Source organism: Sphingomonas sp. GW821-FHT10F11, assembly GCF_058809095.1.
This window is the reverse complement of the sequence record NZ_JBXASH010000001.1, coordinates 287,719-300,701: the sequence shown is the minus strand read 5'-3', so window position 1 is coordinate 300,701 and position 12,983 is coordinate 287,719. Positions and strand designations below refer to the sequence as shown.

15 protein-coding genes are annotated in these 12,983 nt (G+C 66.5%); 11 read left to right on the top strand and 4 right to left on the bottom strand.

Annotated elements, in window-relative coordinates:
• The first annotated feature begins 170 nt into the window (after positions 1-170).
• Genes AC1RT8_RS01445 through AC1RT8_RS01410 form a run of 8 tightly spaced genes read left to right on the top strand, consistent with a single transcriptional unit; the run spans position 171 to position 6,060 of the window.
• Positions 171-878: a response regulator transcription factor gene (locus AC1RT8_RS01445; RefSeq protein WP_493073708.1), complete on the top strand. Its 708-nt coding sequence runs from the start codon at positions 171-173 to the stop codon at positions 876-878.
• Complete coding sequence (locus AC1RT8_RS01440; protein WP_493073706.1) at positions 847-2,415, top strand: sensor histidine kinase; 1,569 nt, start codon at positions 847-849, stop codon at positions 2,413-2,415. The genes AC1RT8_RS01445 and AC1RT8_RS01440 overlap by 32 nt, the downstream gene beginning before the upstream one ends.
• Positions 2,412-2,834: an HPr kinase/phosphorylase gene (locus AC1RT8_RS01435; RefSeq protein ID WP_493073703.1), complete on the top strand. Its 423-nt coding sequence runs from the start codon at positions 2,412-2,414 to the stop codon at positions 2,832-2,834. The genes AC1RT8_RS01440 and AC1RT8_RS01435 overlap by 4 nt, the downstream gene beginning before the upstream one ends.
• Positions 2,831-3,799 carry an RNase adapter RapZ gene (gene rapZ / locus AC1RT8_RS01430; protein WP_493073699.1) on the top strand — a complete coding sequence of 323 codons (969 nt, stop codon included), beginning with the start codon at positions 2,831-2,833 and terminating at the stop codon, positions 3,797-3,799. Before AC1RT8_RS01435 ends, rapZ begins: the two co-directional genes overlap by 4 nt.
• Positions 3,796-4,203: a PTS sugar transporter subunit IIA gene (locus AC1RT8_RS01425; RefSeq protein WP_272626945.1), complete on the top strand. Its 408-nt coding sequence runs from the start codon at positions 3,796-3,798 to the stop codon at positions 4,201-4,203. Before rapZ ends, AC1RT8_RS01425 begins: the two co-directional genes overlap by 4 nt.
• Positions 4,203-4,475, top strand: coding sequence for an HPr family phosphocarrier protein (locus AC1RT8_RS01420; RefSeq protein ID WP_493073692.1), 273 nt, complete (start codon positions 4,203-4,205; stop codon positions 4,473-4,475). The genes AC1RT8_RS01425 and AC1RT8_RS01420 overlap by 1 nt, the downstream gene beginning before the upstream one ends.
• A 7-nt stretch (positions 4,476-4,482) precedes the next feature.
• Positions 4,483-5,292: a TrmH family RNA methyltransferase gene (locus AC1RT8_RS01415; protein WP_493073688.1), complete on the top strand. Its 810-nt coding sequence runs from the start codon at positions 4,483-4,485 to the stop codon at positions 5,290-5,292.
• Between the two features lie 60 nt (positions 5,293-5,352).
• Positions 5,353-6,060, top strand: a complete 708-nt coding sequence (locus AC1RT8_RS01410) for an META domain-containing protein (protein ID WP_493073683.1) — start codon at positions 5,353-5,355, stop codon at positions 6,058-6,060.
• A 30-nt stretch (positions 6,061-6,090) separates the two neighbouring features.
• On the opposite strand, the gene AC1RT8_RS01405 is transcribed toward AC1RT8_RS01410, so the two are convergent.
• Together AC1RT8_RS01405 and AC1RT8_RS01400 are read right to left on the bottom strand one after the other, a co-directional pair.
• Positions 6,091-6,843, bottom strand: coding sequence for an AAA family ATPase (locus AC1RT8_RS01405; protein WP_493073679.1), 753 nt, complete (start codon positions 6,841-6,843; stop codon positions 6,091-6,093).
• Between the two features lie 2 nt (positions 6,844-6,845).
• Complete coding sequence (locus tag AC1RT8_RS01400; RefSeq protein ID WP_493073673.1) at positions 6,846-8,243, bottom strand: DNA recombination protein RmuC; 1,398 nt, start codon at positions 8,241-8,243, stop codon at positions 6,846-6,848.
• 153 nt (positions 8,244-8,396) lie between these two features.
• Between AC1RT8_RS01400 and AC1RT8_RS01395 the strand changes: the two genes are divergently transcribed.
• Positions 8,397-10,061, top strand: coding sequence for a formate--tetrahydrofolate ligase (locus tag AC1RT8_RS01395; protein WP_493073668.1), 1,665 nt, complete (start codon positions 8,397-8,399; stop codon positions 10,059-10,061).
• Between the two features lie 36 nt (positions 10,062-10,097).
• Here the strand turns inward: AC1RT8_RS01395 and def are convergent, their stop codons facing one another.
• Both def and recR read right to left on the bottom strand, forming a co-directional pair.
• Entirely contained in the window at positions 10,098-10,628 is a 531-nt protein-coding gene (gene def / locus AC1RT8_RS01390; RefSeq protein ID WP_493073665.1) for a peptide deformylase, read from the bottom strand.
• 56 nt (positions 10,629-10,684) lie between these two features.
• Positions 10,685-11,281, bottom strand: coding sequence for a recombination mediator RecR (gene recR, locus AC1RT8_RS01385; protein ID WP_493073661.1), 597 nt, complete (start codon positions 11,279-11,281; stop codon positions 10,685-10,687).
• 53 nt (positions 11,282-11,334) lie between these two features.
• Between recR and fmt the strand changes: the two genes are divergently transcribed.
• Both fmt and truA read left to right on the top strand, forming a co-directional pair.
• Entirely contained in the window at positions 11,335-12,240 is a 906-nt protein-coding gene (gene fmt / locus AC1RT8_RS01380) for a methionyl-tRNA formyltransferase (protein WP_493073656.1), read from the top strand.
• Positions 12,237-12,977, top strand: coding sequence for a tRNA pseudouridine(38-40) synthase TruA (gene truA, locus AC1RT8_RS01375; protein WP_493073652.1), 741 nt, complete (start codon positions 12,237-12,239; stop codon positions 12,975-12,977). Before fmt ends, truA begins: the two co-directional genes overlap by 4 nt.
• The last annotated feature ends 6 nt before the right edge of the window (positions 12,978-12,983 follow it).

The following is a 12,983-nucleotide window of genomic DNA, read 5'->3' as shown; positions in this document are numbered from 1 at the left end:
TCCTTGCTCTCCTGATACTGGGCGCGCGGTCGGTGCCGCTGAGTGCGAGTCGCGCATATCGCCAGGGACAGGCAATTGTCCAGTCGAGACAATTTGTCAGACCACGATGTGTTGAGCAGGCGCGCGCTTTGGACTAACCCCTTCCCAACAGCACAAGGGTTGCATTGCCGATGACGGCTTCGATCGCGCTCGTCGACGACGACCGCAACATCCTCACCTCCGTATCGATCGCGCTCCAGGCCGAGGGATTCGTCACCCGGGTCTATTCGGATGGAGAGACCGCGCTGAAGGCGCTGATCGAGAATCCGCCCGACCTCGCCATCTTCGACATCAAGATGCCGCGCATGGATGGGCTCGAACTGCTCCGACGCCTCCGCGAGAAGAGCACCACGCCGGTGATCTTCCTGACGTCGAAGGATGACGAGTTGGACGAGGCACTCGGTCTGGCGATGGGTGCGGACGACTATATCTCCAAGCCCTTCTCGCACCGACTGCTGATCGCCCGCATCCGCGCGATCCTGCGCCGCTCGGAACTCGCTGTGGCCGGCGCCGCTGGCGAAGAGGAGAATCCCGGCGGCAGCCTGGTCCGTGGGCGGCTGGCGATGGACACCGCCCGGCACCGCGTGACCTGGAACGGCGCGGGCGTGACCTTGACCGTCACCGAGTTCCTGATCCTGGAGACGCTCGCCCAGCGCCCCGGTATCGTGAAGACGCGTAACCAGCTGATGGACGCGGCCTATCACGACGATATCTATGTCGACGATCGCACGATCGACAGCCACATCAAACGCGTGCGCCGCAAGTTCCGGCAGATCGACCCCGAGTTCGATGCCATAGAGACCTTATATGGCGCGGGTTACCGATTCTCCGAGGAATGACGACCGCGAGCTGACGCTTCGCTGGTCCGGGCAGGTATCGCTCACACCGCGCATCCTTGCGGTCAACATCATCGCGCTGGCGATGCTGGCGGGCGGCTTCTTCTACCTCGACAGCTATCGCAGCCGGATCGTCGACAGTCGCGTCGCGCAGGCGAGCCGCGAGGCACGACTGATCGCCGAGGCGATGGGGTCGGTCGCGCCCGAGCGCCACAACATCCTCGCGCTGCGGCTGGCGCGCGACACCGGCGCCCGCATCCGGCTGTATGACAATCAGGGCAAGCTCGTCACCGATACGCGCGCCCTGGGCCTGCGCAATTTCGTGCTGCGCGATCCCGACAAGGAGGATTGGCAACAGGACACGGCGCGCTTCCTCGACGCGGTGATCGACACCGTCGTCGGCGCGCCCCGCGCGCCCTTGTACCGCGAGCGCGCTGAGGGCCTTGAATGGCCCGATGTCCATACCGCGCGCAGCACCGAGAGCGTGCCCGCCACCGTATGGCGCGCGCCCGATCGCACCCCGGTGATCACGGCCGCGGCGGCGCTGCCGACCGGCGGGGTGGTGATGACCACGATCAACGCCCGCGACATCACCCAGACGGTGCGGGTCGAGCGCTTCCGCCTCGGCGTGGTGCTGGCGATCGTCTCGGCCATCTCGATCCTGCTCTCGCTGTTCCTCGCCCGGACGATCGTACGACCCCTGCGCCGGCTCGCCCGCGCTGCGGTGCGCGTACGGCTGGGGCGCGCGCGCGAAGTGGTGGTGCCTCGCCTGCCCTCGCGCCGCGACGAGCTTGGCATGCTGGCGCGTGCCCTGTCCGACATGAGCCTCGCGCTCCGCGCCCGGATCGACGCGACCGAGGCCTTCGCCGCCGATGTGACTCACGAGATGAAGAACCCCCTCGCCTCGCTGCGATCCGCGGTCGAGGGGCTCAGCTCGGTCAAGGACCCCGAACTGCAGGAGCGGCTGCTCGCGATCGTGCGTGACGACGTCCACCGGCTCGACCGACTGATCACCGACATTTCGGAGGCCTCGCGCCTCGACGCTCAGCTCAGCCGCGCCAAGTTCGAGGATGTCGATGTCGGCGCGATGATCGGCGCCCTGCTCGATCAGCGCGCCGAACGCGGGGTTGAACGCGACATCCAGATCCGCTTCGACCACCGCATCGGCGAGAAGCTCATCGCGATGGGCGAAGGCGCGCGGCTCGAGCGCGTGTTCGAGAATCTGATCGAGAACGCCGTTTCCTTCTCGCCCGATGGCGGCCTGATCGTGGTGTCGGCGGTCCGCGATGGGGACGATCTGGTCGTGCGGGTGGAGGATGAGGGGCCCGGCGTGCCCGAGGAAGCGCGCGAACAGGTGTTCAGCCGCTTCCAGTCGCTCCGCCCGGACGGTGAGGAATTCGGCAAGCATAGCGGGCTCGGCCTCGCCATCGCCCGCACCATCGTCGAGGGGCACCAGGGCGCCATCTCGGTCGAATCGCGCGAGGACCGGCTCAGGGGCGCGCGATTCGTCGTGCGCCTCCCCATATCGGACAAGAGATGAGCGAGACGATCCACGCCTCGACCGTGGCGATCGGTGGCCATGCCGTGCTGCTCGAAGGGCCGTCGGGTGCCGGCAAGTCCGATCTCGCGCTTCGCCTGATCGATCGTGGCGCGCTGCTGGTGAGCGACGACTATACGGTGTTGACGGCTTCCGAGGAGGTGCTGCTTGCCAGCGCACCCGCAACGATTGCCGGGCGGATGGAGATCCGCGGCGTCGGGATTATCTCCGTTACCCATGTTGAGCCTGTGCCGGTCGCCCTGCTGATCCGCCTGGCTGGTGCGGTGGAACGCCTGCCGGAGCCCGAGTCGCGCTGGTTCGAGGGTGTGCCGGTCCCGGCGATCGCGCTCGATCCGCGCGAGGCCTCGGCACCAATCAAGGTGGAACTTGCCTTGAAGCACCTGCTAGAGCGCGCGTCATGAAGCGCGACCCAAAGGATATATTGCTCGTCACCGGCATGTCCGGCGCCGGCAAGTCGACCGTGCTCAGGACGCTCGAGGATCTGGGCTGGGAGGTGGTGGACAATCTCCCGCTGCTCCTGCTCGACCGGCTGCTCGGCGCCCCCTTGCCCGAAGGCGCTGAGCGGTCCTCGCAACCACTCGCGCTCGGCATCGGCGCCCGCACCCGCGATTTCGATCCCGAGCGGATCGTGAAGCGGATCAAGAAGCTCCGCGAGGAGCATGGGCACGACATCGGCACCCTGTTCCTGGATTGCTCAGGCGGCGAGCTGGAGCGGCGCTATTCGGAGACGCGGCGGCGCCATCCGCTGGCGCTCGATCGCCCCGCCTCGGACGGCATCTCGCGTGAGCGGGAGCTGCTCGCGCCGATGCGGCGCTGGGCGAACCGGCTGATCGACACCACCAATCTGAGCGCGAACGAGTTGGCGCAGCAGGTGCGATCGACCTTTTCGGGCGAGCGGCTGGGTGAACCGACCCTGTCGGTCATGTCGTTCGGCTTCGCCCGCGGCTTGCCGCGCAACGCCGATCTGGTGTTCGACATGCGCTTCCTGCGCAATCCGCATTGGGTGCCGGATCTTCGTCCCGGAACGGGCCTGGACAAGGATGTCAGCGCTTATGTGGCGGCCGATCCGGCCTATGATATGGCGATGACGCAGATCGAGTCGCTGCTGTTGTTCCTGCTGCCGCGCTATCGCGCCGAGGGGAAATCTTATGTCACCATCGCCTTCGGCTGCACCGGCGGGCGGCACCGTTCCGTGCACGTGGCGGAACGAGTCGCCGCAAGGTTGCGCGACGAAGGATTTTCGCCCACGGTCGCGCACCGCGATCTCGCTGCGGCGCCGCAGGACTCGCTCGAGGGTGTGGCAGAAAATGCCCAAGGGGACGGTCTTTCCGTGATTGAAACTGCAATGAAAGAGTCGGGGCAATGATCGGCCTGGTTCTGGTGACTCACGGGCGCCTCGCCGAGGAATTCGTGACCGCGATGGAGCATGTCGTCGGCAAGCAGGAGCGGATCGCGACCATCGCGATCGGCCCGGACGACGATATGGAGGCGCGCCGCGCCGACATCGCCAAAGCGATCGCCGCGGTCGATACCGGGCGGGGCGTGATCGTGCTGACCGACCTGTTCGGCGGGACCCCGTCCAATCTCGCCATCTCGCTGATGGAACGTGGCCGTATCGAGGTGATCGCCGGCATCAACCTGCCGATGCTGATCCGGCTCGAATCGGCGCGCAAGGCGATGAAGGTGGTCGACGCCGTCGCCGCCGCGCGCGAGGCGGGCCGCAAATATATCTCGGTCGCGTCCGAAGTTCTTGGCGAGGCCGCCGCCTGATGCCGGTCAGCCGCACGGTCCTCATTACCAACAAACGCGGGCTCCACGCTCGGGCGAGCGCCAAGTTCGTCACCCTCGCCTCGACTCAACCGGTCGAGGTCGCGGTGGAGAAGGACGGTGCCGGCAGCGTGACCGGCACGTCGATCATGGGCCTGATGATGCTGGGCGCCGCGATGGGCGATTCGATCGTCATCAGCGCCGAGGGCGACGGCGCCGAACAGGCGGTCGGTGCGCTGTGCGAGCTGGTCGAGGCCAAGTTCGGGGAGGATTGAGCCTCCCATGCCCCGCGAGATCACCGCTTATTCCAACCCGCTCATCAAGCGCGTCCGCGCGCTTCGCGAGAAAAGGCATCGGCGCGAGGAAGGCCTGTTCCTCGCCGAAGGCCTGCGCATCCTCACCGAGGCGCGCGAGAGCGGGCGCCTGCCCGACTATCTGTTCTTCGCCCGCGACAGCGCCAACCATTCCCTCGTCCGCGCGCTGATCGCCGATGTCGAGGCGGCGGGCGGCGAAGCCATCGAGACGGTCCCCGACATCCTCTCCAAGCTGTCCGGCAAGGATAACCCCCAGGCCGTGGTCGGTGTGTTCGCCGAATTCGCGACGCCGCTGGAAAGGCTGGACCGCACGAATTCGATTATCTGGCTGGTCGCCGAGCGCCTGCGCGATCCGGGTAATCTCGGCACGATCCTGCGCACCGGCGATGCGGTCGGCGCGGGCGGGCTGATCCTGATCGGCGAGTGCGTCGATCCCTTTTCGGTCGAGGCGGTACGCGCGAGCATGGGCGCGCTGTTCACCGTGCCGATCGTCCAGACCGGCTGGGCCGAGTTCGTCTCCTGGCTCCGCGCCGGCCCCGGGCAGCTGGTCGGGCTGAGCCTCGACACGGACCACGACTACCGGAGCGCGACCTACACCTCCCCGACCTTCCTGCTGACCGGCAATGAGGCGCAGGGCATGCCGGCTGACTATGCCGCCGAATGCGACCTGCTGGTGAAGATCCCGATGCTCGGCAAGGCCGACAGCCTCAATGCTGCTGTGGCAACCGCCGTTATGGCGTATGAGGTGCTCGCCCAGACCAAGCCTTCGCGCGGCTGAACGGCTACGTAACGACCGGTTCAGCCTGGCTTGCCTATCGGGCAGTCAAGGAGACCCGAGATGAAGTTCGCGCTTGCCCTTTCCGCCCCTGCCCTGCTGATCGCCGGCACTGCTATCGCGCAGCCGCGCGACGTGCCGTACAAGGCGGTCGGTACCGAGCCCGGCTGGGCGCTGACCATCGAAAAGGGCCTGATCCGCTATGTCGGCGATTATGGCCGCACGCGCGTGACGACGACAGCGCCTGTCCCCCGCCCCAGCTTCAATGGCCTGCGCTACGTCACGCCACGCATCACGATCGACGTCACCCGCTCGCGCTGCAGCGATGGGATGAGCGACCGCGACTATCCCGACAGCGTGACGGTCATGGTCGGCCGCAAGACCGTGCGCGGCTGCGGCGGCGACCCGATCGTCGCGCCGCCCCGCGCGCCGGTGATCGAGGGCAATTGGGAGGTCCAGGCGATCGAAGGCCGCCCGGTGCGCGGGCCGCGCGCGGCGACGATCTCCTTCTCCGGCAACCGGATCAGCGGCAATAGCGGCTGCAACAGCTTCGGCGGCTCGTTCCGCTTCGAGCGCGGCTTCCTGATCACGGGTCCGCTGATGTCGACCAAGATGGCCTGTATGGGCCCGGCGATGGTGCAGGAACAGGCGATCATGCGCCTGCTCGGCCAGCGCCTGAGCGTCAGCACCAACCGCGACGGCAAGCTCGTGCTGAGCGCCACGGGCCTGCGGACCCTGGTGCTGGTGCGGACCGGTCCGGAGCGGCGCTGATCGCGCCATTCCGGACAGGGCCCGGCTTCTTCACTCGTCGAGCATTGCCTCTACGAAGCCGTGCCGGTCCGACACGAACTCGCGCATGATGCGGAAATGCTCCGTGTCCTCGAGCAGCACCGGCTCAAGCCCATATTTGCCCATCCGGAGCAGGCTGATGCCGGGAAGCGCCATCAGGATGGGCGAGTGAGTCGCCATGATGACCTGTGACTGCCCGCCCCGATCCATCCTGCGCAGGAGTTTGAGAAAATCGAACTGCCGGTTGGGCGACAGCGCGGATTCAGGCTCGTCGAAGATGAAGATGCCTGGCTGGGCGCAGCGTTCCTCGAAGAAGCGGATGAACCCCTCGCCATGCGAATGGGACAGGAAATCGGCCATGGGACTATCTGCTTCGTCCAGATACCGGGCGACCGAGAAGAAGCTTTCAGCACGAAAGAACCAGCCCCGGCCGATCTTGGGCAACCAGCTTGCCTTCAACGCACCGGCCAGCGTGCCGCCGCTCACTTCCCGGGCACGCGAATTATCCACCGCACGATAGCCCGGCCCGCCACCGCTCTCGTCGAAACCGGCAAGCACCGCGATACCCTCCAGCAAGGTGGACTTGCCGACGCCATTCTCGCCGGCAATCACGGTAATTGGACGGTCGAAGCTCAGCTCGAAATCGCAATCCCGGAACAGCGGCAGGCACCAGGGATAGGCCGCGGGTTCGATCTCGGCATCCGGATCGAACCAGACTCGTTTGAGATAGGGCGGCGGCAGTGACGTGTGCCGATACTTCGCCATCCCTATTCGGCCGCCTCGTTCATCGACCCATCCACCAGGATCGGCGTGTCGCCATAGCGGGCCAGCGCCTCGACCGGCTCGACGCCCTCGATCTCGCGCGCGCCGGGCTCGATATTGAGGTCGCGCAGCTTGCGCGCCGTCACCAGCGTTCGGCTTTCGAAGCTGCTGACGAAAATATTGTAGTTGTTGACCGCCGACGTCAGTCCGCCACCCACCTTGCGCAGATCGCCCGCAGCCTTGGCCAGCCGGTCGTACAGCTCCTTGCCCAGCTCGCCGATCTGGCGCGCTTCCTTGGCCAGCCGCTCCTGCCGCCACACGGCGGAGACGGTACGCGCGATCGCGATCAGATTGGTCGGCGTCGCCAGCAGCACGCGTTTCTCGAAGGCGAAATCCCACAAAGTCGGATCATGCTCCAGCGCGGCGGATAGGAAATGTTCGCCCGGCACGAACATGATGACATAGTCGGGCGCATCGGCGAACTGGCTCCAATAGGCCTTGTTGCCCAGGCCATTGACGTGCGCGCGCATCGAGGCGGCATGCGCCGCAAGCCCGACCAGCCGCTCGGCCTCGTCGACCGCACCGAACGCGTCCTGATAGGCGTTGAGCGACACCTTGGCGTCGATCACCAGCGAACGCCCGCCCGGCACTCGCACGATCGCATCAGGGCGAAGCCGGCCGCCCTCGTCGCCGCCGGCGATGCTGACTTCAGTCTCGAAATCGGTATGTTCGGACAACCCACAGGTTTCCAACACATTCTTGAGCTGCTGCTCGCCCCAGCGCCCGCGCGATTTGGGCGCATTGCGGAGGGAATTGACCAGCTTGGCCGCCTCGCTGCTGACCTTCTCCTGGCCGATACGAAGGCCTTCGAGCTGGCCCTTGAGTTGATCGAAGGCGCCCTTGCGCTCGCTCTCCACCTTGGTGACGGTCTCCTCATATTTCATGAGACGATCGCTGACCGGCTGTAGCATCGATTTGAGGTTCTGGCCGGCCGTCTCCTCGGATTGCTTGAAACGGGCCTCCGCGCGTTCGAGGAACTGCTTCTGCGCGTCGTTGAGCAGCTTGCTGGCGGTCTCGTTGAAATGACCGGTCATCGCCTCGCGCGAGTTCTTGAATTCCTCGAGCCGGGCTTCGAACGCCTCGGCATGGGCGCGGAGCGTGGCGTTCTCCGTGCGAAAGCCGTCGCGTTCGTCCCGGATGGCATCGATCTCATCGCGAAGCTGCGCCGCGGCGCGGGCGCGCTCCTCAGCGCCGGCAAGATCGACGATGGCGCGCTTGAACTCCTCGGTACGCGCGTCCCGCTCGGCCCGGATCTCCGCAATGCCACGCTTGCCCAGCCACCAACCGATAGCGAGCGCCCCCAATAGGGCGATGACGATGATGACGAGGGTAACCGGATCCAACAGTTTGCTCCTATGGAACGAAGCACGAACCTACCGCCCCGGGGGTGGGTTAACAAGGTGCGGGACCTTCGGCTCGGCGCGTCTCCATTCACACAATCGTCGCAAATCGAGGAAGGCTTGCGGCTGGCGGGGCGTTCGCTAGGACTGCGCGCCATGCTGACCGACATCGCGATCTCACGCGCCGCCACCCTGAAGCCCATCTCCGAGATCGCCGCCCGGCTTTCCATCCCGCCGGAGGCGGTCGAGCCCTATGGGCATTTCAAGGCGAAGATCGATCTGGCGCGCGTCCCGGCGACCGGACAGATCGGCAAGCTGATCCTGGTCACCGCGATCAGCCCGACACCGGCGGGCGAAGGCAAGTCCACCACCTCGGTCGGCCTAGCCGACGGCCTTAACCGCATCGGCCGCAAGACCGTGCTGTGCCTGCGCGAGCCGTCGCTCGGCCCCTGTTTCGGCACCAAGGGAGGCGCGGCCGGCGGCGGCTATGCCCAGGTCGGGCCGATGGAGGACATCAACCTTCATTTCACCGGCGATTTCCACGCGATCACCAGCGCACACAATCTGCTCGCGGCGATGATCGACAACCATGTCCATTGGGGCAATGCGCTCGACATCGACGTGCGGCGGATCGTCTGGCGCCGCGTGCTCGACATGAACGACCGGGCGCTGCGCGACATCGCCCAGTCACTGGGTGGCCCGGCCAACGGATATCCGCGCGAATCCGGCTTCGACATCACCGTCGCTTCGGAGGTGATGGCCATTCTGTGCCTGACGAGCGGGCTGGAAGACCTTGAGGAGCGGCTCGGCCGGATCGTCGTCGCCTATACCCGCGACAAGCGCCCGGTGACCGCACGTGATCTCAAGGCGGACGGCGCGATGGCCGTGTTGCTCGCCCAGGCGATCAAGCCGAACCTGGTGCAGACCTTGGAGGGCAACCCGGCCTTCGTCCATGGCGGGCCGTTCGCCAATATCGCCCATGGCTGCAACTCGGTGATCGCCACGCGCGCCGCACTGGGCCTTGGCGACTATGTCGTGACCGAGGCCGGGTTCGGCGCCGATCTGGGCGCGGAGAAGTTCTTCGACATCAAATGCCGGCAATCAGGCCTGAAGCCCGCCGCGGCGGTGATCGTCGCGACCGTGCGGGCGCTGAAGATGAACGGCGGTGTCGCCAAAGCCGATCTCGCCATGCCCGATATCGAGGCGGTGCGGCGCGGCGGCGTCAACCTGGCGCGGCATATCGAGAATGTGCGGCAGTTCGGCGTACCCGCAGTGGTCGCGATCAACTTCTTCGGGACAGACACCGAGGCCGAGATCGGGGTGATCCGCGATATCGCCGCCAGCCACGGCTCCGAGGCGATCCTGTGCACCCATTGGGCCGATGGCGGCGCCGGTGCCGAGGCGCTGGCGGCCAGGGTCGCCGATCTCTGCGACCACGCCACCCCGCAATTCGCGCCGATCTATGACGACGATCTCTCGCTGTTCGAGAAGATCAACACCGTCGCGACGCGTATCTACCGCGCCGAGGAGGCCATCGCCGATCCGAGCGTCCGGGCGCAGCTTGAGCGCTGGGAGGATGCCGGGTTCGGCCACCTTCCCGTGTGCATGGCCAAGACTCAGTACAGCTTCTCGACCGACCCGGCCAAGCTGGGCGCCCCGACCGGCCACGTCGTGCCGGTGCGCGAGGTACGGCTGGCGGCGGGTGCCGGCTTCGTGGTCGCGATCTGCGGGGAGATCATGACCATGCCGGGTTTGCCGCGCGTGCCGGCGGCCGAATCGATCCGGTTTGGCGTCAATGGGGAGATTGAAGGCCTGTTTTGACCTGAAGCCCTCCCCGAGGGGAGAGGCCGAACAGGCTCAGGCCGCCTTGCGCGCCTTGGCCAGCTTCTTCAGCACCATGTCGCGCTTCAGGCGCGAGATATGATCGATGAACAGCACGCCGTTCAGATGATCGATCTCATGCTGGATGCAGGTCGCGAGCAGGCCGTCGAAATCATCCTCATGGGCGGCCCCATCGAGGTCCAGCCACTTCACCCGGCACCGCGTCGGGCGCTCGACCTCGGCATATTGCTCGGGGATAGACAGGCAGCCTTCATTGTAGACCGAGGTTTCCTCGCTGACCGAGACCAGCTCAGGGTTGATATAGACCAGCGGCTTGCGGACGGGCTTGGCGTCCTCCTCGTCGCTCTCGGGCTCCTGCAGATCGATCACGACGATACGCTGCTCGATGCCGACTTGAGTCGCGGCGAGGCCGATGCCCCGCGCATCATACATGGTGTCGAACATGTCGGCGACGATCGCGCGGACGGCGTCGTCGATCTTGTCGACCGGCTTGGCGACGGCGCGCAGGCCCGGATGCGGGACTTCGAGGATTTCCAGAACAGACATGCAGGCGAGCTAGGAAAGCCCGGGCCCGACGTCAAGCGACGGGTCGCGCACCATGGTCAGGAAACCGGGCGGCGCGCCCTAAGGGCCTGGGCCAAAGTGCCCTCGTCCAGATAGTCCAGCTCGCCACCGACCGGCAGGCCGTGCGCGAGTTGCGTGACGCGGATCGGGAAGCGCTCGATCCGCTCGGCGATATAATGGGCGGTGGTCTGGCCCTCCAGCGTCGCGTTCATCGCCAGCACGACCTCGTCAATACCGCCGACCTCGATCCGCCGGACCAGCGAATCGATGCTCAGATCCTCCGGGCGAATGCCTTCCAGCGCGGACAGGCGCCCGCCAAGGACATGGAACCGTCCCGGGAAAAGCCGCGACCGGTCGAGCGCCCAGAGATCGGCCACTTCCTCGACCACGCAGAGCGAGCGTGCATCGCGACGCGGATCGGCGCAGATGCCGCATGGATCGATCGTATCGATATTGCCGCAAATCGAACAGGTTGAGAGCCGTTCCTCCACCGCGGTGAGTGCTGATAGCAACGGCCCAAGTGCCGCCTCACGCTTCTTGAGCAGGTGAAGCACCGCGCGCCGCGCCGATCGCGGCCCGAGGCCGGGCAGTCGGGCAAGCGCCTGGGTGAGGGCTTCGATCTCGGGAGATGCCATGGGGAACAGATAGGGGGTTGCGTGGGCCTCTGCCAAGCGGCCAGAGCGTATCCATGCGGATCGTCTTCATGGGAACGCCCGAATTCTCGGTGCCGGTGCTCCAGGCACTTGTCGATGCAGGCCATAATGTCGTGGCGGCATATAGCCAGCCGCCGCGCCGCGCCGGCCGTGGCAAAGCGCTGACATCCTCCCCCGTCCAGGCACGCGCCGAGGCGCTGGGCATCACCGTCCGGACCCCGATGTCGCTGCGCGACCCGGACGCCCAGACGGAGTTCGCGTCCTTTGGGTCGGATGTGGCGGTGGTCGCGGCATACGGTCTTATCCTGCCGCGCGCGGTGCTCGAAGCGCCGCTGCTGGGCTGCCTCAACGTCCATGGCTCGCTCCTGCCTCGCTGGCGCGGCGCCGCGCCGATCCAGCGCGCGATTCTCGCCGGCGATGCCGAGACGGGTGTCGGCATCATGCAGATGGAGGCCGGGCTCGATACCGGGCCGGTGCGGCTGGAGGAGCGGACGCCCATCGACGGCAAGACCGCCGGCGCCCTCACCGAGGAACTGAGCGCGATGGGCGCGCGGCTGATGGTCGAAGTGCTTGGCGATATCGCCACCTATCCCGCAGTACCGCAGTCCGGGGACGGCATCACCTACGCCCCCAAAATCGACAAGGCCGAGGCGCGCATCGATTTCTCGAAGAGCGGGGTCGAGGTCGAGCGGCAGATTCGGGCGTTCAACCCGGTCCCCGGCGCCTTTTTCGAGCTGGGCGCAGAGCGGATCCGCCTACTCGCCGCGGACGTGCTTCCCGGCAGCGGCAGCGAGGGTGCGGTTCTCGACGACCAACTCACCATCGCCTGTAGCGACGGTGCGATCCGTCCGACGCTCTTGCAGCGCGCGGGACGCGGCGTCATGACGCCATCCGAGCTGCTGCGCGGCTTTGCGATACCGCCCGGAACGCAGCTCTCATGACGCGTTTCGCGCTGACCGTGGAATATGACGGCAGGCCCTTCATGGGCTGGCAGCGCCAGGCGCACGGCCCGAGCGTGCAGGAGGCAATCGAGATCGCCGCGCTGCAGATCACCGGCGAGGCCGTCACGGTCCATGCCGCCGGTCGCACCGATGCAGGGGTTCATGCGACCGGGATGCGCGCTCATGTCGATATCGAACGGACGATCACGTCGTTCCGGCTGATGGAGGCGCTCAACGCTGTCATACGACCGGCCCCGATCGCGATCCTGGCCTGCGAGACGGTGCCGGACGACTGGCATGCTCGCTTCTCCTGCCTGGCGCGTCACTACGAATACCGGATCATCACCCGCCGCGCGCCATTGACCTTCGAGACCGGGCTGGCCTGGCGCGTACCGACACCGCTCGATGCTGAAGCGATGGCCGAGGGTGCGGCGCGGCTGGTCGGCCGGCATGACTTCACCACTTTCCGTTCGGCGCATTGCCAGGCGGACAGCCCGTTGCGCACGCTCGACCGGCTCGAGGTAGTTGCCAGCGGCGACCGGATCAGCGTGTTCGCGTCGGCACGGTCGTTCCTGCACCATCAGGTGCGGTCGATGGTCGGGTGCCTGGGGCTGGTCGGCCAGGGGAAATGGTCGCCTGACGACCTGCAAGCTGTACTTGAGGCGCGGGACCGATCAAAGCTCGGGCTGAATGCGCCGCCGGACGGCTTGTACTTCCTGCGGGCGGATTACCCCTGATCCAAT